Annotated in this window: 17 protein-coding genes; 3 read left to right on the plus strand and 14 right to left on the minus strand. The window is 62.8% G+C overall.

Annotated elements, in window-relative coordinates:
- The first annotated feature begins 146 nt into the window (after positions 1 to 146).
- Positions 147 to 857 (plus strand): response regulator, encoded by a 711-nt coding sequence (locus AB7A72_RS13455; RefSeq protein WP_369460267.1) that lies wholly within the window; start codon positions 147 to 149, stop codon positions 855 to 857.
- An 86-nt stretch (positions 858 to 943) separates the two neighbouring features.
- Positions 944 to 2,869, plus strand: a complete 1,926-nt coding sequence (locus AB7A72_RS13460) for a sensor histidine kinase (protein WP_369460268.1) — start codon at positions 944 to 946, stop codon at positions 2,867 to 2,869.
- A 125-nt stretch (positions 2,870 to 2,994) separates the two neighbouring features.
- Here AB7A72_RS13460 and AB7A72_RS13465 read toward each other — a convergent pair whose 3' ends face one another.
- The 12 genes from AB7A72_RS13465 to AB7A72_RS13520 all read right to left on the minus strand — a co-directional run bounded on the left by AB7A72_RS13465 (position 2,995) and on the right by AB7A72_RS13520 (position 16,551).
- Entirely contained in the window at positions 2,995 to 8,856 is a 5,862-nt protein-coding gene (locus tag AB7A72_RS13465; RefSeq protein WP_369460269.1) for a pilus assembly protein, read from the minus strand.
- 81 nt (positions 8,857 to 8,937) lie between these two features.
- Positions 8,938 to 9,522 carry a pilus assembly PilX family protein gene (locus tag AB7A72_RS13470; protein ID WP_239809958.1) on the minus strand — a complete coding sequence of 195 codons (585 nt, stop codon included), beginning with the start codon at positions 9,520 to 9,522 and terminating at the stop codon, positions 8,938 to 8,940.
- The gene (locus AB7A72_RS13475) at positions 9,519 to 10,574 is read right to left on the minus strand and encodes a PilW family protein (RefSeq protein WP_369460270.1); all 1,056 of its coding nucleotides are present in this window, start codon (positions 10,572 to 10,574) and stop codon (positions 9,519 to 9,521) included. The genes AB7A72_RS13470 and AB7A72_RS13475 overlap by 4 nt, the downstream gene beginning before the upstream one ends.
- A gap of 145 nt (positions 10,575 to 10,719) precedes the next feature.
- Positions 10,720 to 11,187 carry a hypothetical protein gene (locus AB7A72_RS13480; protein ID WP_312414813.1) on the minus strand — a complete coding sequence of 156 codons (468 nt, stop codon included), beginning with the start codon at positions 11,185 to 11,187 and terminating at the stop codon, positions 10,720 to 10,722.
- Positions 11,188 to 11,237: 50 nt separating this feature from the next.
- Positions 11,238 to 11,738, minus strand: a complete 501-nt coding sequence (locus AB7A72_RS13485) for a GspH/FimT family pseudopilin (RefSeq protein ID WP_369460271.1) — start codon at positions 11,736 to 11,738, stop codon at positions 11,238 to 11,240.
- Positions 11,738 to 12,232: a type IV pilin protein gene (locus AB7A72_RS13490; protein WP_369460272.1), complete on the minus strand. Its 495-nt coding sequence runs from the start codon at positions 12,230 to 12,232 to the stop codon at positions 11,738 to 11,740. The genes AB7A72_RS13485 and AB7A72_RS13490 overlap by 1 nt, the downstream gene beginning before the upstream one ends.
- 674 nt (positions 12,233 to 12,906) lie before the next feature.
- The gene (locus AB7A72_RS13495; protein ID WP_369460273.1) at positions 12,907 to 13,893 is read right to left on the minus strand and encodes a metal ABC transporter substrate-binding protein; all 987 of its coding nucleotides are present in this window, start codon (positions 13,891 to 13,893) and stop codon (positions 12,907 to 12,909) included.
- Positions 13,890 to 14,783, minus strand: coding sequence for a metal ABC transporter permease (locus AB7A72_RS13500; RefSeq protein ID WP_369460274.1), 894 nt, complete (start codon positions 14,781 to 14,783; stop codon positions 13,890 to 13,892). The genes AB7A72_RS13495 and AB7A72_RS13500 overlap by 4 nt, the downstream gene beginning before the upstream one ends.
- Positions 14,780 to 15,511, minus strand: coding sequence for a metal ABC transporter ATP-binding protein (locus tag AB7A72_RS13505; protein WP_369460275.1), 732 nt, complete (start codon positions 15,509 to 15,511; stop codon positions 14,780 to 14,782). The genes AB7A72_RS13500 and AB7A72_RS13505 overlap by 4 nt, the downstream gene beginning before the upstream one ends.
- Positions 15,511 to 15,639 carry a hypothetical protein gene (locus AB7A72_RS13510; RefSeq protein ID WP_312453642.1) on the minus strand — a complete coding sequence of 43 codons (129 nt, stop codon included), beginning with the start codon at positions 15,637 to 15,639 and terminating at the stop codon, positions 15,511 to 15,513. The genes AB7A72_RS13505 and AB7A72_RS13510 overlap by 1 nt, the downstream gene beginning before the upstream one ends.
- Positions 15,640 to 15,840: 201 nt before the next feature.
- Complete coding sequence (locus AB7A72_RS13515) at positions 15,841 to 16,269, minus strand: Fur family transcriptional regulator (protein ID WP_239809965.1); 429 nt, start codon at positions 16,267 to 16,269, stop codon at positions 15,841 to 15,843.
- Between the two features lie 27 nt (positions 16,270 to 16,296).
- Positions 16,297 to 16,551, minus strand: coding sequence for a hypothetical protein (locus AB7A72_RS13520; RefSeq protein ID WP_369460276.1), 255 nt, complete (start codon positions 16,549 to 16,551; stop codon positions 16,297 to 16,299).
- A gap of 175 nt (positions 16,552 to 16,726) precedes the next feature.
- Between AB7A72_RS13520 and zigA the strand changes: the two genes are divergently transcribed.
- Positions 16,727 to 17,956: a zinc metallochaperone GTPase ZigA gene (gene zigA, locus AB7A72_RS13525; protein WP_369460277.1), complete on the plus strand. Its 1,230-nt coding sequence runs from the start codon at positions 16,727 to 16,729 to the stop codon at positions 17,954 to 17,956.
- 83 nt (positions 17,957 to 18,039) lie between these two features.
- Here zigA and AB7A72_RS13530 read toward each other — a convergent pair whose 3' ends face one another.
- Positions 18,040 to 19,203, minus strand: coding sequence for a glycosyltransferase family 4 protein (locus AB7A72_RS13530; protein ID WP_369460278.1), 1,164 nt, complete (start codon positions 19,201 to 19,203; stop codon positions 18,040 to 18,042).
- A 26-nt stretch (positions 19,204 to 19,229) separates the two neighbouring features.
- Positions 19,230 to 19,643: a GtrA family protein gene (locus AB7A72_RS13535; protein ID WP_369460279.1), complete on the minus strand. Its 414-nt coding sequence runs from the start codon at positions 19,641 to 19,643 to the stop codon at positions 19,230 to 19,232.
- Between the last annotated feature and the right edge of the window lies 1 nt (position 19,644).

Consider the following 19,644-nt stretch of genomic DNA (forward strand, 5'->3'; position numbering starts at 1 on the left):
CCGGGCTACCACGGCGAGATAGACGCCAAAACAACGCAGCGCCGTTACAACACCATTCCCGACAAATTCCCCAGTTTCAGGGATGGCATTTTTTGTCCACTCGCATACCATCGCGGGGGTCCACCCCCGCGTTTGTCTGGTTGCCCATGCTTGAACCCTCGTTGCTTGTTGAAGATGCCCTTTTGCCGGTCCCGGTGTTGGTCGTGGAGGACGAGCCGCTTTTGCAGCAACGTTTGCGCCAGGTGCTCAGGCAGCTGGGCTATGAGGACGATGCGCTGATTTTTACCGGCACCTTGGCCGAAGCCCGTGCTGTGGTGGCCGAAGAGCCGGTAGGCCTGGCCTTGGTGGATCTGCGCCTGCCTGATGGCAATGGCCAGTCGCTGATCGAAGAGCTGCGGGCCGAAGACCCGGGCCTGGGCATTCTGGTGGTGTCGGCCTGGAGCTCCGAAGAGCTGATCCTGAGCGCGCTGCGCGCCGGGGCCACCGGCTATGTGCTCAAGCAGCGCGATGATTTCGAGGTGATGCTGTCCATCCGCAGCGTACTGCGGGGTGGTGCACCGATAGACCCTTTCATCGCGCGGCGCATCTTGCAGCTGCTGCCCATGCGTGCGCCCAAGCCGGCCGGCAGCGCCACCCCCGCAGCCCACAGTGGCGAGCTGGACGTGGGCCTGACACCCCGTGAGGCCGAGATTTTGCGCCTGGTCGCCGATGGCATGAGCAACCGGGAAATCGCCAACGAAGTGCATCTGTCGCGCCACACTGTGGAGAGCCATGTCAAGCGCATTTACCGCAAGCTCGCGGTCTCGTCGCGCATGATGGCCGTGCGCGAAGCGCGTGTCCGGGGAATGATTGAGTGAGCCGGCGCTGGAACCCCCTCCCCCGGCTGCTGCAAGCCGGGGCGTATCTGCTCGCACTGTGGTTTTGGCTGTGGGCAGGGCCGGCCATGGCCCAACACCCGCCCTCGGGCCCCAGCAACATGGCCAGCTGCAGCGTGCGGATTCTGCAGACCGATGCCGCCCGCGCCAGCACGCTCAACCCCGCCCTGCCCGCCCCGGCCGATGGCTGGGAGCCGGTCACGCTGCCCGATCTGTGGACCAGCCGCTGGCCCACGCACGATGGCGCCGTCTGGTACCGCATTGCCTGGGAACGCGCCTGTGATGGCCCACCGCAGGTGCTCGATGCCGAGTCTGCGGTGGCACCGACGGCGGTTGCGCTGGGCATCGATGGCATCAGCGTGGCGGGAGCGGTCTATGTGAACCATGACCTGCTGTGGAGCGATGCCTCGCTGGTCGAGCCGCTGTCGCGCAGCTGGAATGTGCCGCGCTGGTGGCTGCTGCCGGAATCGACGCTGCAGCCAGGCACCAATACCATCTATGTCTACGCGGTCGGCCACCGGGCGCTGAGCCCCGGTCTGGGCCAGCTGCGCCTGGGCACGCCGCAGGAAGTAGCCGATGTACAAGCGGGCAAGCAATGGCGCCAGCGCACGGTCTACTTTGTCAATGCCGTGCTCTGTGCGATGGCGGGTGTGCTGTTTTTCAGCATCTGGCTGCTGCAGCGCAAGGCCCGCACCTATGGCTGGTTTGCGCTGATGGCCCTGTGCTGGATGCTGTACCTGAGCACCTACCTGGCGGGCACCCAGTGGCCCTGGCCCGATTCGCTGACCCGCAGCCGCTTCAGCCTTATTGCCTTGCTCGGCTATGTGCTAAGCGTGTGCATTTTCACATTCCGCTTTGGTGCGCAGAAGCTGCCCTGGGTGGAGCGCTTTTTGTGGCTGCTGGCCTTCATCGGCGCTGCCATTACTTGCCTGGTGCCGCCCGAGCATGCACGCCAGGGCTTCAGCCTGGTGTGGCAGGGCGCGACGGCGGTATTTCTGGTCAATGGGCTGCAGTTCCAGGTCCATGCCTGGTTTCCACGCAAACGGCCGCGCAATCTGGCGCATATCCTGCTCGCCTGCATCTGGCTGCTGCTGACCTTGGTGGCGCTGAACAACCTCTATTCGGTATTGGACCGCTGGCAGGTGGCGCGCGACTGGGCGGCACTCAGCGGCGTGCTGGTGATCGGCCTGCTGATGCTGCTGCTGGGCGGCCAGCTGGTACGGCAGATGCACGAGGTGCGGCGCTTCAACCGCGAGCTGAAGGTGGGCGTGGAATCGGCCCGCAGCGAGCTGGCCCAGGCCCTGCAGCGCGAGCATCTGCAGGCGCTGGAGAACGCGAAGCTGCAGGAGCGCATGGCCCTGGCCCATGACCTGCATGATGGCCTGGGCGGCAGCCTGGTGCGCAGCATGGCGCTGGTGGAGCAGTCGCCCGACACCATCAGCAGCGCGCGCGTGCTGTCGCTGCTCAAAGGCATGCGCGACGACCTCAACCAGCTGATCGACTACGGCTCCAGCGCTGGCGCGGCAGTGCCTGAGACCCCTGTGCAATGGGCCGCACCGCTGCGCCACCGCATCACCCGCATCCTCGATGAGATTGGTGTGCAGACGCACTGGAGCATTGCCGCGCAATGGCAGGGCACGGTCGAAGAAGGCAAGCGCCCCAATGCGCTGCAGTGCCTGCTGCTGACCCGGCTGGTAGAGGAGGCGCTGTCCAACGTCATCAAGCACAGCCATGCCAGCAAGGTGCGGGTGGAGTATTCACAGCCCAAGCCCAACCAGCTGCTGGTGCGGGTCGAGGACGATGGCGTGGGCTTTGATGTGCAGGCGGTGCAGCGCGCTGGCCAATCGGTGGGCATGCGCAGCATGGCCGCACGCGCCCAGCGCCTGGGCGCCAGCTTCAGCGTGCAATCGAGCCCTGCCGGGACAATGGTGACGGCCGTGCTGCAGCTGGGCACCGGTTTGCCGGTGGCGGCGCCGGGGGCGGAGCCCCGGTGAGTGCTGGGCCCCATCCCCGCACGCCTGACCAGCCACAGCGCCCGCCGTACGCTGCACGGTAAAAAAGGCCACCACAGATCAATAGCTGTGGTGGCCTTTGACTATGCGTGTGAGCGGCTCAGTGCTTAGTTGGTCACCGCCTCGCGCCAGCTGATGCGTTTGCCCTGTGGCTTGGGGGTCGCCACGGGGATGATGATATCAATCGGCGTTCCCACGACACCGGTCTGGATGTGGCTGGTCACGGTGCCATCCCGGTTAGCCGTCAGCGCATTGCCGACGATCATCGTATCGGGTACCTGCTCGCCAGCGGCGCCGCCTTCCGGGTTGCCATTTACCGCCAACCCCGTCTCAAAGTTGAGGTAGTTGAGCCAGCCAGAGCCGCCTGCCAGGCAAGGCGCGTCGGATGGCACATTGCTGGCCACCACCAAGGTGGTGCCGGCCAACAGCATATTGACGTTCACCCGTTCACGCTCAATGGGCAGATCGACATACCAGCCTTTGCGGCGGTCATTGCAGACGGCATGGTCACGGCTTGCGCAGCGCAGTCTGCGCACAAGCTTGCCCTCGGTATCCCTGTATTCTTCCAATATGGATTCTTTGAGATCTGCCCGGAATGAGGCTGCGCTGATGGCATAGCCCTCCGGCTTGTCATCAAAGCCGTAGATGGACTGCTTGCTTCTATCCGTCATATCAGCAGACCCGAACAAGCGGCCGGTGGCGACCAGAATGCGCGGCAGTTGTGTGCCGCCTTGCACCAGCTCTATGCGGGTGGTGATGGGTTGGCCCGTCAGCTGTACCACGCGCTGCACCTGGAACCGGCTCGCGGCCACATCCCACTGGAAACGCCAGACATTGCCGTCCAGATCGCCGCCGTAGAGCAAGCGGGTGGTGTTGTCGCCGGCAGGGTCGCGCAAGTAGTTGTTGATCTCACGCAGGCCGGTGCCGTTGGGGGTGGTCATTTGCGCGATGGTCGCACCGGTGCTGGCATTGAGCACAAACACATGGTTCTTGCCGTCGGCATTGTTGTAGCCCGAGGTGAGGAACACCGCCCAGGTGCCATTGGGGTGTTTGGAGACCATAGGCCGGCCAAAGCTCAGGCCCATCTCGGGCAGGCTGGCTTCCCACAGCGGCTGGGGTTGCAGCGGGTTGGTGATGTCGAGCGCGTAGTAGCCCTTGCCCCCCTTGTTGAAGCCGCCGACAAGGATGGTCTTCCAGGCGCTGCCGTCGTGGATATCGGCCACGACGGGCGAGCCATCCACAAAGTAGCGGTGGGCACTGTCGTAGTCCACACTGGCCAGGCGCGCCATTTCGGGCATCACGGCGGTGGGCACAAAGGCCCAGGCTTCGCGCGCGGCCACGGGTACCGTTCGGCCGCCAATGGTTTCTGTCTTGCGCAGATCGGTTTCGGCATGGAAGGCATGCAGCATGCCGTCATTGCCGCCCACATACACCATGGGCCTGCGGTTTTGCTGGCTCAGGCGGTAGGCGGCATAGCCGGCATCGCGGTAGCGGCGCGTGGGCTTTCCCACGTACAGGGGTTGCGAGCTAATGATGTCGCCCAGGCGGCTTTCACGCGGGCGGTAAAGCTTGCGCACATCGCCCAGCGCAAAGTCTTCCAGGCTGCGGTCACCGCGCAGGTAGTTCACCAGATTGGCGCCTTGGGCGGCCTCCTTTTGCGCATCGTTCATCTGCGCGTACTGGGCCAGGCGGGTGCTGATGGCGGACGCTTCGAAATGGCTGCGCAGGCTGCCCAGGTTGGCATAGGTAAATTCGGCCAGCCTGCCCCCGTTCATGAACAGAATGCGGCGGTTGTCGGTGGCCAGGTCGCGCCTGTCCAGCGCATCCTTGGCCGACCAGCCTTCGATTTGCGTGCGTTTGCCGGAGCTCAGGCCAATCTCGAAAGCCTGCAGATCGCCCGACCAGCGGCCGGTGCGGTAGGTGGCGGCATAGGCAAAGTTGTTGCCCGCTTCGGTGATCGGCGAGGTCACGCCCACGCTGCCGCCAGAGCCCAGCGCCGCGCGGATATCGGCAAACACCTCTGCCAGGCCGGACTGGATGGCCGATGGGTCATTGGCGCTGAAGTACAGGCCCCGGCCATTGACGGCCGTGTGCCAGAAGTCGTCGATGGATTCCGGGCTCTCCTCATTGGCCCCTTCACGCGGCCAGATCGGCCAGGTCTTGAGGCCGCTGCGCAGATCGGCAAAGTCGCCCGCGCCAGCCTTGTAGTCCTTGTGGTACTTCAACGTGCCCGATACCCCCATGCCGATCACATAGGTGCTCATGTGCTGCCAGGTGGCCTTGTCGTCCTCCGCCCCTGTGCCCACCGGCCGCACCTGGTTGGGCCAGCCGCGTGGGGTACTGTTCTCGTCACCGGGGCGCAGATCGGTGGCGTAGTAGTACTGCGCCACATCGGCCAGCGAGTTGCTGCTGCCGCCAGTGGCAGGGTTCAGGTGGTCCTCATTGCAGGGCAGGCTGCCGCAGCGGGTGTGCGTTGCTGGCAACGCGGCCCAGGGGGCCGTGCCGGGCTGGGGCCTTCCGACGGGCGGCAGCTGCGGCGCAGGTTCATGCGGATAGCAGATCGCAGGCGATTCCAGGTCGCCATTGAACGCGACCCGTCCTGGAGGGCTGACCAGGGTACGGCCCGTTTCGGCGGTACCTGTCAGGGTCACATGGTCGGTCCAGCGGTGGCCGCTGTAGACCTTCTTTCTGCCTGTGACCTCTTCGCAGGTCTCTGCCGGGCAGCGGGCCGGTCTGGTGGGATAAATCTCCGTGGAGCCCACACCCACACCACTGCAGTCGGTCACCTTGCGGGTGTAGCGGTTATAGCCAGGCACGCACAACTCACCTTGGGGCACGTCAATCGTTACAGGGCCTTCCTTCACGCACAGGTACTCCACGCCATTGGCATCGGTGCTCTCTTCGCAGGCAGCGAATTCAGCTTCAGACTGCAGGTAAGTCACACCATCGGAGGTGCTTCCGTCGAGTGAATAACAAGCGCTTGTGACATAGTCGTTTTCTGGCCTGGGCTGCGGTCCGAAGGGCAGATTTGCCAACCGGGCTGCGCAGGTGCCATAGCGCATGTCTTCCCCAGAATTTTCGAAAAAACACAAGCCCAGTTTTTTATACCCGTCCACAATCGGATCTGTGCAATTCGGAACATGGCGAACAGGATCCGATTCTCCATAGCAGGAGGTCCGCACCCAATCGGGGGCCCTGGGTGCATTGGCGACACAGGCAGAAACCAGTTCGGGCTCGCTACTTACCTGTTGGCACACGCTGTAGATACAGCCGTTTTCTGGTGTCGCAACCTGCGGGGTGCAAGTGGCAGGGTTGGCGGGTGTGGGCGACGGCGGCAGCAGGCTTTCCTTGCCACGCGCCGGCGTGCAAAAACCCGATTCAGGTGGTTGGACGGGGGTGTTTTGGCACTCGGTGCCGACCCAGCCATTAGAGAAACTGGGTGCCACTGGCGTGCAGGAGGCCACGCCGCGCCAGGGGGTGGTGCGCCGCTCACAACTCAAGTCATAGTCAGGACCGATCCCCTCACTACAAGTGTTCGTCGGCGGGCCCCAAACGCTCTGGGCATCGGTGCAACTGACGGCATAGTCACCTTCGATGCCTGCCTGGCAGTTGCGAGGTGCAACCGTACTGGTCTGCGGCATGCCTCGGCCTGCGCACCGCACATTGATGCGGCCCGGCTGGTCAGGCAGTGAACCGGGTTGGCAGGACGCCACCATTTCCGAAGCACTTTGCTGCGTGCATTCGGTATAGGTGTTGCTCGCAGCGTCCCATGCCGGGGTGCTGGTCACTTGGCAGCTGTTGTCGGTCTCTCCTTCAAACCCATTGACTGCTTCGCGCGCACAGCTGGTATGGCGAAAGCCGTTGGCCTGGGTGCCAGCTTCGCTGATGCACTGCTCTTCTGACACATAGCTTTCCTGGCGGTGGCTGCTGTCGCAATTGCTGTATTGCACCAAGGCCGTGTTGCCCCCAGCGGCCCGGATAGCGGCAGCCAGTTGGGGATGCAGGTTATTGCAGGTCAGTACCGGGCCGCTATAAGCGGGAACGGCGACGCCTTCGCAAGCAATGGTGCCCACGCCCGGTACAAACTGGCCATTGCGGCTGCACATCGAGATGCCGACATCTTCTTGGCGGGGGCCATCGCACTCCACGTTGTAGTCACCGGCCATGCCGGGGGTACAAGCCTGTACCACTTTCCAGCTGTCCCCGCCGCGCGGCTCCACCGTACAGCCGCTGGGAAAGGCTTCGCAGACCGACTTGTCCGTGGTCTTCAACTCCACTTCGCCCTGCGCTGGGTCTTTGTACCAGTAGAAGTAGCGCTTCTCGCGCACTTGACTGGCTGTGGCACGTGCCCAAGGCGTCTGGGTTTCGGTGCTCCAGGTGGTGGTGAGCTTGTTGCGGTACTGCTTTTTATTGATGTAGTTCCAGCTCAGGCGCTGCTGGTGCAGGTTCTTGGTGATCGTGTGCCTGCCCTGGGCAGTCCAGTACTGGCGGGTGCTCATCAGGTCATTGCCGATCGAGGTCGGCGCTTTGCGGAAGATCTGCATGCTCTGGCTGACTTCCTTGCGCCACCAGCTCAAACTGCCGGAATACCATTGTTGATAAAACCGGTCCTTTTTAGCGACTCGTTTATAGGTCGTCTCGGTCTTGGTGCCTCCCCCAGGCACCGTCACTCTCCAGCCAAGCGTGCAGTTGGCCAGTGCGTAATCGACATCGGCATCGTGCGCCAGGCGATAACCACTGACCGAACCATCGTAAATAGGACGCGGAATCAAGCCCTCTGGCGGCGTCAGCCCCAGCGGCGGGCCATCTTGCTGGCCGACCAGGGTCACACCATCGATCTGCACCGGGCCTCTGCCCTTGGTCTCTTGCCCAGTGTTCCAGTAGCCGTCGGTGGTGACGATGGTGTAGTGGCGCTGGCAGGCGGAGATGACGGGGTCGACAAAGGGCAGCATCGTGTCGTTGATGCTGTCGCTTTTGCCGGCGTAGTAACGGCCCACGCGGGCCAGGGCCTCGCGCGTGGGGGAGGTGCCCCCGGTTTTGGCGCTCTGGATGGTCTGGAACCAGGTCTGCTTGTCGGTGCCCCAGAAATCCTTCACCGGCAGGAAGTGGCTGTGCGCGCCCGAGCCGGGCTTGGCCACCGTCATGAAGCCGATGCGGAAGTTGTCGTTCAGCGTGCCAAAGGCCAGGCTGACGGAGGACTTGGCCATGTTGATGCGCGTGCGGTAGTAGCTGTACCAGATGGCAAAGTTGCGCTCTTGTGCCGCCGTGATCCTCACGCGCGACCAGCGCCCCGTCACACGACCATTGGGCACCCCGCTGACAAACATGTTGACCAAGTCGCTGACTTGCACGCTGCCGTCATCATCGAACAGCTTGGGCTCTGCGGGCCAGGTACAGGTTTCTTCGCGTTCCCAGCTGGGCATGGTGGGGAAGCGGCTGTCGCGAGGCGTCCAAACGAAGTGATAGGCACGCTGCGGTGGATCGACGTAGAGGTCTCGGCTGCGCGTATTAGCGTCGTATGCCTGAAATGAGGTGGCGAGATTGACGACGCCCTGCGACTGGTCGTAGCCGTCCTTCCAGGCTGCGGAGAAAGTGGGCACGGGCATGTCGGTGGTGCCATCGGCCTGCTTGGGCAGCGGGTAGCTGGTATCGGGGTTGTAGTAAAGCGCGTTGCACAGCGCGCTTTTGTAGCCCACCGGGAAGTACTTGGTTTCACGCCGCTCCCAGCCATCGGGCATGTGGCTCCATTTCATCGAATCCGAGGTGTCGAGCAGCAGCATCACATTGGGCTTGGTCTGGTCGCCCAGAATGCCCAGCGGGATATCGGCAATATCGACCGCATCGCTGGATGTGGAGTCGGCGGCTGCGTTACTGGCAAACAAGCCAGCCACTACGGTGGCAGCAGCGAGCATGGCCCACAGGCTTGCGGCCCGGGGCCATCGCAGCGGGGGTTTGAATTTTTGAAGCATTTCCCTCTCCTTGGTTCTCGTCGTTGGCTGCTGCCCGGGAGTAAGGGGCATGCCAGGGGGCGCGCCTGCGCGCTGCCGTCATCAATACACGGTCATCTGCACATAGCTCACGGTGGCGCGCGGGCCTACTGCACGCGCGCTGATGCGGTACATGGGCCGGTCATTGCAGGGCACTACGCTGCCAGGGCTGTCGGATGAGCCGGGGCAGCCCGTGCCTTCGGGTGCCACGCACGATTGGCCTGCGGCATTCAGTGGGCCCGCTGCGCTGCACAGGCGATGGATCATGTAGCGCACTTCATTGCCCAAGCCGTCATCGGCGGTGGCTTGTTTGCCACTGGCATCCCATAGCAGCTCCTTGGCCGCGACCCTGGGGTCGAAGCTGGCAAAGTAGCCTGCGCCGGCGTTGTCACCGTCCAGCGCCGCGCCGTTTTGCGACAGCTGATCGAGTTGTGCCAGCCCATACTCCAGGCCCAGGTCGGCACCGGTAGTGGCTGTTTGTTTGAGTGCCAGGCTGCCCGCGATGGAAGAGCCCGTCGTGGTGGTACGCACCAGCGCCAGGCTGGTGAGCGTCATCACCAAAAGCACGACCAGCGCTACCAGCAGCACGACGCCGCGTGCGCTGTGTGGACGCGTGGCGGGAAATGGTTGGCGGTATCGGATCGTCATGGTGCTAGTTGCCCCCACAGGGTGTTGCGCAGCGGGATCACGCTTTCGTAGACGCGGTAGCGGTAGTGCTTCCAGTCCGAGTCGGGCGCGTCGTCATCTGTCCAGAACTGCTTGCTGCCACTGGCCCAGCGTGGTGGGCTTTGGGTGACCTCGTCACGTTCGTACTGTGAGCTGCGTACTACCACCGCTATGCGTACGGCAAGCACCTTCTCCCAGTCCGGTTCGGTGTTGGAGCCGGTCGACGACGGCGAAGCTGTCCACTCAGCCCGGTTGTCAATCTGGCCATCTCCGTTGATGTCATAGCCATACTCCGCCTGAAACCTGAGCACATCGTGTGCGACAGACACACTGCTCTCGCTGGTCTCGTTCAGAAAGTTGTAATAGACCAGCTCATTGCCCTGCAGGCTCCAGACGTGCAACTGCGGCTCGGGACCCAGGTTGTAGAGCGCCCCTTCACCCAGGCTGGTGGTGCCGCCATCGAGCATGTTGCGGCGGCTGCCGCCGTTAAAACGAGGGGTTACGCTCGTTCCGGTGTAGAAGTTGCTATAGCTTCCGGCACCCTGGCTCACGCGCTTGTCGGGATAGGGTTCGCTGCCCGAATCCGTAGCCACCGTGGAGCGGGCGCCAGCGGTGATTTCCATCAGCAAGCACTCTTGGGTATTGGTGTCTGAGGTACCCACGGCCACATCGCCGGCATGCAAGCCGGCATTGGATTTCTCCATGCTGAAGACGCCGTTGGCACTGGCCTCGTAGCGTGAGCCCATCACCATGTTGGCGGACGAGCCGGTGAGCACCCACAACTGCGTATTTCCACTGGTGGCTGTGATACGCACAGGCACTAGCGGGAACGTAAAGGCGCGGCCATTGTTATGCGCCTGCACCCAGCAGCCCAAATGCCGAGGCTCCATCGAAGCAAAGCCCAGGCCGGCGGAGCGAATATCACGTTCGATGCTGAACAGCGCCAATGCGCCAGCGGTTTGGGCGTTGCTCACAGAGGAGACCGTACGGCGCTGCTTCTCTGACACGCCATAGAGCTGGTAGATGACAAGCATGCTGGCCAGGCCAATAGCTAGGCCAATCAGGATTTCGATGATGGAAAAACCAGCTTGCGCTTGTAGCGAGCGTTGCGGATGGCGGCATCCTGCAAGCCGGATCCGCTGCAACCAGGCCATGCTGCCTGTGTCCATAGGATGGAGGCTAGTGCACATAGGCCTGGATCTGGTAATTGCGCAATGCCGCGTCCTGCGGAGACAGCCAGCACAGCGTGACCGTCACTTGGTTCAACCCATTGCTGGTATTCACCAAAATCTGCTGCCTTGTCGGCACTCCACCTGGCAGGCCCTGCACATGTTGTGGGCCACCTCGCGCGGCAGACAGCAAATTGAGGACGTCGACGTTTTCTGCCTGCTTCCCGCTGAAACTGCAAAGCTCCAGGCTGCCATCCGGCTGGTGCTGCATATTTTGCAGAGATGCAGCCAGCGCCTCAGGCGAGCTGCGATCCACCCGAAGCGAGATGGCCTGCACAATCTGGGCTGCATACATGCCTGCCTCAGTGCGGTAATGCGCCTGGCCCGACCAGTTGACCGATCGCGCAGTAAGCCCGGCAATGCCCAGAATGCCAAATACGATGATCATGATGGCGACCAATGACTCGATCAGCATCATGCCCCGCTGGCCACTTGCCGCCGCATATGCAGGCGCGGTCATACGAGGCATCAGCATTTCCGGTTGTCTCCGTCGGCACTGACAGCTGGGTCACACATGCGCACCTGGCCACCGGGCGAGATAAGCACGCGCAGACAGCGCTGGGCGCCACTGTCTTCGAGACAGGTCGCATTGGTGGGCTTGAAGTTCACCGCATTGGCTTGCGGGGTCCGGCCCACGCTGTCAAAGGTGACGGTGCTTTGTTCCGCCTCCACAGTCAGGCCGGTTGCACTTTCCACGGTTTTGCTGGCGATTTGTGAGTTGCCTACCGTGACTGTCCAGCCCAGGTTGCTGTCAGTCATGCCAAGGGCCACATAGGCATTGCGGCGCAGCGCTTCGGCCCGCGCCAGTTGCGCACCATCGTAGTAGGCTTGGGCGGCCGCGCGGATTTTGGAATCGAGGATGTAAACGGAGACCGATGGGATGGCCAACAACAGCAAAAAGACAGTGAGGGCCAAGCCCACCATCAGCTCGATCAATGTAAATCCCAGGTTGGAACGCTGCCAGGCCATCAGCAGCTCCCGTCTCTTCGGATGGACCAGCAGCCCGTGCCTTTGGTCCAGCCAGGTGGCACGCTGGCGGTATTGCGGGCACCTTCGTGGGTCAGGACAAATTCGAAGCCGGACATGGATCCCTTGCCTATAGCCTTGACGGTGTAGCTGCTCCCCAACGGAAAGCACCTGTAGTCCCAGCGTTTGGTATCCGGTGGTGCGGCGGCTACCTTGCTATCACAAGCTTTTCTGTATGTTCGGTTGTCCTGGAAGAACTGCTCCATCTTGGCGCCCATATCGGCCAACGGAGTGATGCCTTCCACAATCTGGCCACGCTTGATGTACTCGCTGTAACTGGGCAGGGCAATCGCCGACAGAATCGCCACAATGGCGACCACAATCATGACCTCGATCAGCGTGAAGCCGCGCCGCGCGGACGCGATTGCCAGACGCACGGCACGGCGGCTTGCAGGTTGAGCCGGCAGCCATTGGCCTGCTGCTTGAAACACCATCATGACACCCTCCCCCACCCGCTTGCGCGTGGCGCTGCGATCCTCTAAGTCCATTGGATGAAGAGATCGCATTGAGGCATGGAGATGAGCAGCCACCGACCCAATCATCAATAGAATTTATTGATATTTAGAAATTCATATTATTTCTAACAAGGCCGCATCATAGGGGATGCCTGGTGGTTTCTTACCAATAACTTACGTCAATAGATATACCAATATTCAATAACTACACTGAAGATCAGCGCAGAGTCACGGGCCAGCGGCTCGGCGCTTGGCCACACCGACATCTGCAGGCAAGGAAGTTTTGATAGCAACGCAGGCAACAAATCATCAGACGCTGGCGTCCACACCGGCAGAGAGCCGCGCCCAGTCCTTCGCCCGGCTTTGCGTGGCGTCGCGGCGCAATGTTGATACATTCAATTTCATGTATCTGCTCACAAAATCCAAAATGCCGTTGCAAATGTGCATCTTGAGAAAGATCAAGCTTACAGATGCGCTGCGGTGGAAGACCACGAGGACAGCCCCCGACCACAGCGGCAATGCAAAGGACCGCCGGTGCAAACCGAGCAGGTAACGCAGCCGGTCGGCTTTGGCGCAGCCGCTGAGAAGCCGGGTGCAGCATCCACGCTGCCTGCGTTGGCGCAGGGATAGGCAGCGTGCTCTGCAACCAGCGTTGGTCAGCCCGCTTGCAAGGCCTTGAGCAAGGTGGCAGCGTTGGCCTCCACCATGTCGATATAGGTGGCAGCGGGGCCACCTGCAGGCGACAGCGCATCGGAGTAGAGCCGGCCACCGATGGCAGCACCCGTCTCGCGCGACAGCTGTTCGAGCAGGCGCGGGTCGGAGATGTTCTCCAGGAAAATGGCGCCGATGCGCTCTTCGCGCACCTGCTTGACCAGCGCCGCCATGTCGCGGGCCGAGGGCTCGGATTCGGTCGACAGGCCGCGCACCGGCACAAAGCGCAGGCCATAGGCCTGGGCAAAGTAGCCAAAGGCATCGTGGGTGCTGACGACGGTGCGCCGCGCTGCGGGCACGGCGGCAAAGCGCTGGCGCAGGCTGGCATCCAGCGCAGTCAGGCGGGCAATGTACTGCGTGGCCTGCCGGTCGTAGCGGGCCGCGTTGGCCGGGTCTGCCGTGGCCAGGCCTTTGGCGATATTGCGCACATAGACGATGGCGTTTTTCACGTCCTGCCAGGCATGGGGGTCGTTGGGGCCATGGTGGTGGCCGTGCCCATAGTCGTGAGCATGGTCATGCCCCGCCTTGTCAGCGCCATGGTCATGCCCGTGGTCGTGGCCCTGGCCCTTGGGCAAGGCGCGTACCGCAATGCCCTGCGATGCGATGATCTCCTGGCCTTGGAAGCCTGCAGCCTTCTTGAGGCGCGGCAACCAGCCTTCAAAATCCAGGCCATTGGAAACCAGCACTTTGGCCTGCTGCAGCTGGCGCGCCTGCTGCGGCGTGGGCTCAAACACATGGGCGTCGCCATCAGGGCCAACCAGGGCAGAGACGCTGACCAAGTCACCGCCGACCTGGAGGGTCAGATCCTGCAAGATGGAGAAACTGGCCACGACGGGCAGCGGCTGGCCCGCAGCCCAGACGGCGCTGGCCGGCAAGGCGCTGGTCAGCGCCAGCCCCAGCATCGCGCGGCGGTTCAGGTAAAAATTGCTCATTCGGATACTCCCATTGGTTCAGACACAGAATCGTTGCCCGGCCTGTGGCGCTGCGCGCGCACGCTGCCCAGCCGGCCCAGGCACAAGGACAACAGGTACAGGCAGCCCAGGCTCAAGGTGATGGCGGCCGATGCCGCAATGCCCGCGTGGTAGGACAGCAGCAGGCCCAGCACGCTGCCAGCCATCGCGATACCGGTGGACAGCGCCATCTGCAGGCCCACACCGCGCAGCCAGAACCGCGCACTGGCGGCGGGCAGCACCACCAGGGCCACCGCCATCAAGGTACCCAGCGAATGGAAGCCCCCCACCAGGTTGAGCACGAGCAGCAGCATGAACAGCGCATGGCTGATGCTGCCCATGCGTCCCTGCATGCGCAAAAAGCCGGGGTCCAGGCATTCCATCAGCAAGGGCCGGTACATCAGCGCCAGGCCCAGCATCGACAGGCTGGCGATGGTGGCGGTCAGGTATAGGGTGGGATCATCCAGCGCCAGCACCGAGCCGAACAGCACATGCAGCAGATCCACATTGGAGCCGCGCAGCGAGACCAGCAACACGCCCAGCGCCAGCGAGATCAGGTAGAAGCCGGCAAAGCTTGCGTCCTCGCGCAAGGCGGTGTAACGGGTCACCACACCCGAGAGCATGGCCACGACCAGGCCCGCGGCCAGGCCGCCGATCGTCATCGCCGGCAAGGACAGGCCAAACAGCAAATAGCCCAGGGCAGCGCCCGGCAAGATGGCATGTGACATAGCGTCGCCCACCAGGCTCATGCGGCGCAGCAGCAAGATGGTGCCCAAGGGCGCAGCCCCAGCACTCAGGGCCAGGCAGCCGGCCAGCGCGCGGCGCATGAAGCCATAGTCCACAAAGGGCTGCCACAACAGCTCGGCGATCATGCGCGCCTCCTGGCACCGGCGCGTGCTGCCAGGCTCGGCAGCACATCGGCGGTGGCGCCCCAGCCCAGCTGGGTGCCCGCCAGCGCCAAGGCCTCGGGAAAGAACGCCTCCACCATCTCGCGGTCATGCAGCACCGCCAGCACCGTTCTGCCCCGCGCATGCCACTGCCGCAACAGCTGCAGCAGCACATCGACGGAGGGCTCATCAACGCCGGTGAACGGCTCGTCCAGCAAGATCACCGGCGGGTTCTGTACCCAGAGCCGGGCAAAGCGCATGCGCTGAAACTGCCCGCCCGAGAGCTCGGCAATCCAGCGCGGCTGCCAGCCCTGCAGACCTACCGTTGCCAGCGCTGCACCGATCTGCGCGCGCTGCGCATCACTGACCGGCCCCAGCGCGCCGGTTTGCGCCCACAGGCCCAGGCTGACGAAGTCTTCCACACTGATGGGGAAGTCACGCTCCACCTCGCAGGCCTGCGCCAGATAGCCCAGTGCCGCACGCGGATAGCGGCAGCGCAGCGACCCTTGCATCGGCGCAAGCAGCCCCAGCAAGCCCTTGAGCAGGGTCGATTTACCGCCCCCGTTGGGGCCGACGATGGCCGTCATCGATCCGGCCGCAAACTGCCCGCTGACACCGCCCAGTGCCAGCCTGCCGCCATAGCCCAGGCCCAGGTTGGAGAGTTCAAAGTCCACGCTGCAGCCCGGCACTGGCAAAGGGGGAACGGACTGCATCACGGCTGTTGTACCGCCCATGCCACCACGCCCCATAGCAGCGCGCTCAGGCCCAGTGCCAGCAGGCAACGCGCCAGCGCCGAGGCCTGCAAGGCGCTGCGGCGCCTGGTTGTGTGTATTGATCCCATAGCTCGCCCATTCGCAGGTGCCGCGCACCCAGATTACGCTGGGCGGCACCGGCTAAACACCTGGCACATTTCAAAAATGTGATGTTATAACATCAAAACACCAGACTGGCGAAAAAAGCGCGGCTCTGCCTGACCACGGCGGCCAAGCGGTGCGGAAAAAAACGCGGTACAGGAAAGGGAGAGAAACAGCAATCCGGCGCGCTAGGCGGCGGGCGCAGCAGCGCAGCGGCTGCAGGTGCCATGCATCTCGACATGGGTGCTGCTGGGCCGGAAACCGTTGGCCTTGGACCAGGTCTTGAGGCGGCGCTCTACCGCAGGCTCCAAAAACTCATCGACCTGGCCGCAGCTATCGCAAATGGCGAACACCACGAGGCCATGGTCATGGCCTTCGGCATGGGCATGCGCGCAGACCACAAAAGAGTTGAGGCTTTCCACCCGGTGCACCAGGCCGTATTCGATCAGCTTGTCCAGTGCGCGGTAGACCTGCTGGGGCGCACGCAGGCCCTCGTCGCGCAGCTGGTCCAGCAAGGCATAGGCACTGGCTGGATTGGCCTCACGCGCTAGCGCTTGCAGCACCAGCGCTTGGTGCTTGGTCAACTCGGGCGGGGGCGTTTTGGCGGCTGTGGACATGGTGACAACAAAGGCAGAGGCCCGAGTTTAGCCGCTCTGCTGTGCGGACGCTGCCAGCGGGGGCTCCGCAGCGGCGCGCTCCTGCTCTTGAGCGGCTTGCAGCAACCAGCGCTGCACCGCCTGCCAGTGCGCATCGCCGTACAGGCGCCTGAAGCGCTGCGTCTCTTCCAACTCCGCATTGCGCCAGACCGCCAGCCGTTGCGCGATGAAGTCGGCGCTCAAGGGGATGCCGCATTCGACGGTGATGCAGTGCCGCCACTGCGCGTAGGTTCGGGGAATCATCGCTGTCCTTTCCACATCTCAACAGCTGCCAACCCCGGTTCCCAGTGAACGCTTGAGAAAAATCAGCTTGATTGTGTTATGTTATAACATATCGCATCACGAACACATGCACCACCCAGCGCTGACCTGGGCATGCAGCCAGCCGCCCGAGCCAGCGCCAACCCCGCATTCCACGATGACTTCCACCACCCTCTCCTACCCACTGGCAACGACACGCCCCTCCAAACTCCCCGTCACCGTGCTCTCCGGTTTTCTGGGGGCCGGCAAAACCACGCTCCTCAATCACATCCTGAACAACCGTGAAGGCCGGCGCGTGGCGGTCATCGTCAATGACATGTCCGAAGTCAATATCGACGCCGCTTTGGTGCGCCAGGGCGGGGCTGAGCTGTCGCGCACCGATGAGAAGCTGGTGGAGATGAGCAATGGCTGCATCTGCTGCACCCTGCGCGAGGACCTGCTGCTGGAAGTCAGCCGCCTGGCCCGCGAAGGCCGCTTTGACCAGCTGGTGATCGAATCCACCGGCATCTCCGAGCCCCTACCCGTCGCCGAGACCTTTACCTTTGCCGGCGAGGACGGCCGCAGCCTGGGCGATGTGGCGCAGCTGGACACGATGGTCACGGTGGTCGATGCCTTCAACTTTCTGCGCGACTACAGCTCGCGCGACCATCTGCGGGCACGCGGCCAATCGCTGGGGGATGAGGACCAGCGCACCGTGGTCGACCTGCTGGTCGAGCAGATCGAGTTCTGCGATGTGATCGTGCTCAACAAGGCCGACCTGGTGTCTGACGCAGAGCGCGAGCAGCTGATGGGCATCTTGCGGGGCCTGAACCGCCGCGCCCGCATTGAGCTGGCCGTGTTTGGCCAGGTGCCGCTGCACAAGGTGCTGCAAACGGGCCTGTTCGATTTTGAGCAGGCATCCCAGGCCCCCGGCTGGCTGCAGGAGCTGCGCGGCAGCCACCAGCCCGAGACGGAGGCCTATGGCATTGCCAGCTTTGTCTACCGCGCCCGCCGCCCCTTCCACCCCGAGCGCTTTTTTGCGCTGATCAACCAGGAATGGCCAGGGGTGGTGCGCTCCAAAGGCTTTTTCTGGCTGGCCAGCCACCCCACATTGGCAGGCCAGTGGTCACAAGCCGGTGCCGTGGCGCGCCACAGCGCGGCCGGCTACTGGTGGGCCGCCGTGCCCGAAGAGCGCTGGCCGCAGGACGAAGAGGCGCTGGCCCTGATACGGCAAGCCTGGGACGACCGCGTAGGCGATGCCCGCCAGGAGCTGGTGTTGATCGGCATGGACATGGACGAGCAGACGCTGCGCGCGCAGCTGGACAGCTGCCTGCTGAGTGATGCAGAGATGGCGCAGGGGCCCGCGGTGTGGACGGGGTGGCGGCATTCGTTTGTGGATTGGCCTTGAGGTAGATTGCCACACCTGTTGCCAGGCAAGTCCGTGGGTACATCCCGGCCGTTCTGAAGCGGGAATGCAGCGGGCGGGCTGCCTCAAGCCAGTTGCTGGTACACCGCAATGGTCTCGCTGGCACAGCGGTCCCATGACAGCTGTGCCGCTCGTGCAAGCCCTTTGGCCCGCGCATCGGCCTGCCATGCCTCGTCGCTCAAGCAGTGCTCCAAACCGTGGCAGATGTCATCCACATCGCGTGGATTGACCAAATAGGCGGCACCGCCGGCGACTTCGGGCATGCAGGAGGTGTTGGAGGTGAGCACAGGTGTGCCACTGGCCATCGCCTCCACAATGGGCAGACCAAAGCCTTCGTAGAGGGAAGGATAGGCCATCAGACGCGCCCCCGCGTACAGCGCTGGCAGCCAGCGTTGGTCGATAAAGGACACGTAGCGCAGCCAACCCTCTGCCTGTGCGGCCGCCAACTCTGCATGGATGGCTTCAGAGTTCCAGCCTTTGCCACCAGCGACCACCAGCGGGCACGCCTGCCGCAGTGCAGCTGGAAGCTGCCGATAAGCCTGGATAAGGCGCGCCACATTTTTGCGTGGCTCAACCGTGCCCACAAATAGGCTGTAGTGCCCTGCCTGCAAGCCGAGCGCTTCCATGGCAGGGATCAACATCTCTGAAGAGTGAGGACGATACACCGCATCAGCCGCCAAAGGGATGGCCTTGATGCGGTCTGCAGACATGAGGCCGTGGGCCAACATCTCCTGTCGCACGGTCTCCGAGACAGTGATGACCTGGTCTGTCCGAGCCAGGCTGGCATCCAGCGCAAGGCGCAGATAGTCCACGCGGGCCTGCGGATGGAACTCCGGGTGCAGAAGGTGAGAAAGGTCGTGAACCGTGCTGACCGTCTTACCGGAAAACGGTGGGACGATGTAATTGGGCGAATGGTAAATGGCAGCTTTGTTGCCACGCAACCGCCAGCCAAAGACTGCGGGGGTGAGCGCGGCAAACACGCGCACCGCAACCCGGTTGGAGGACAAGTGGTCGCGCAAAGTTTTGTGCTCTGGCGTGGCAACCGGCGCACCGTCGGCAACGGGTTGGCTCAACGCGGCAATCGGGTCCTCAACCCATTGGCCCATCGAGAAATAGCGCAAGCGAGCGATATCTTCACTGTCTGCCAAACGCCTGGCCAACTCGTAGGTGTAACGGCCAATGCCGGTCAATGGGGGGCGGAGGGCATCGGAGCCCAGAATCAGGTCCAATTTCTTGGATGTCTTAGGAGAGCTCATTACGGAGAGTGGCGGGATGGCGCATTTTTGCCAGCGCCCAGCAGAAGCTTGCTCATGCAATAGGTCAGAGGGAGGGTGATCAGCGTAATAGCTAAGGGAGCAATGTACTTGTTAATACCCAAATACTCAACAGCGCTCCCTAACAAAAGCGCAGATATCAGGTATTGCACTAAGTAAACAAGCGGATATGAAAGCAAACCCTTCCATGATAGCGGAATATGGAATACAAATCGTGCGTTAAACCAATATGAGAAAATAATCCCTGAAACGTAAGCGATAAAATAGGCAACTTGGTAGCTGAATATCAAACCGCCTAAAAGATAAATCAAGTAAGAGAACCCAGTATTCATCCCGCCACCCACGACAAAGCGTAGCCAGCGTTTGACTTGAGGCGTCAGACTGAAATAATTCATC

It is taken from the genome of Comamonas sediminis (genome assembly GCF_041107495.1).
In the GTDB taxonomy this organism is placed as follows: domain Bacteria; phylum Pseudomonadota; class Gammaproteobacteria; order Burkholderiales; family Burkholderiaceae_C; genus Comamonas; species Comamonas sediminis.

Coding starts and splice junctions, on each gene's coding strand:
- AB7A72_RS13455 (WP_369460267.1), top strand. CDS start 147: ATGCTTGAACCCTCGTTGCTTGTTGAAGATGCCCTTTTGCCGGTCCCG.
- AB7A72_RS13460 (WP_369460268.1), top strand. CDS start 944: ATGGCCCAACACCCGCCCTCGGGCCCCAGCAACATGGCCAGCTGCAGC.
- AB7A72_RS13465 (WP_369460269.1), bottom strand. CDS start 8,856: ATGCTTCAAAAATTCAAACCCCCGCTGCGATGGCCCCGGGCCGCAAGC.
- AB7A72_RS13470 (WP_239809958.1), bottom strand. CDS start 9,522: ATGACGATCCGATACCGCCAACCATTTCCCGCCACGCGTCCACACAGC.
- AB7A72_RS13475 (WP_369460270.1), bottom strand. CDS start 10,574: ATGCTTGTCATCTACCAGCTCTATGGCGTGTCAGAGAAGCAGCGCCGT.
- AB7A72_RS13480 (WP_312414813.1), bottom strand. CDS start 11,187: ATGATGCTGATCGAGTCATTGGTCGCCATCATGATCATCGTATTTGGC.
- AB7A72_RS13485 (WP_369460271.1), bottom strand. CDS start 11,738: ATGGCCTGGCAGCGTTCCAACCTGGGATTTACATTGATCGAGCTGATG.
- AB7A72_RS13490 (WP_369460272.1), bottom strand. CDS start 12,232: ATGATGGTGTTTCAAGCAGCAGGCCAATGGCTGCCGGCTCAACCTGCA.
- AB7A72_RS13495 (WP_369460273.1), bottom strand. CDS start 13,893: ATGAGCAATTTTTACCTGAACCGCCGCGCGATGCTGGGGCTGGCGCTG.
- AB7A72_RS13500 (WP_369460274.1), bottom strand. CDS start 14,783: ATGATCGCCGAGCTGTTGTGGCAGCCCTTTGTGGACTATGGCTTCATG.
- AB7A72_RS13505 (WP_369460275.1), bottom strand. CDS start 15,511: ATGCAGTCCGTTCCCCCTTTGCCAGTGCCGGGCTGCAGCGTGGACTTT.
- AB7A72_RS13510 (WP_312453642.1), bottom strand. CDS start 15,639: ATGGGATCAATACACACAACCAGGCGCCGCAGCGCCTTGCAGGCCTCG.
- AB7A72_RS13515 (WP_239809965.1), bottom strand. CDS start 16,269: ATGTCCACAGCCGCCAAAACGCCCCCGCCCGAGTTGACCAAGCACCAA.
- AB7A72_RS13520 (WP_369460276.1), bottom strand. CDS start 16,551: ATGATTCCCCGAACCTACGCGCAGTGGCGGCACTGCATCACCGTCGAA.
- zigA (WP_369460277.1), top strand. CDS start 16,727: ATGACTTCCACCACCCTCTCCTACCCACTGGCAACGACACGCCCCTCC.
- AB7A72_RS13535 (WP_369460279.1), bottom strand. CDS start 19,643: ATGAATTATTTCAGTCTGACGCCTCAAGTCAAACGCTGGCTACGCTTT.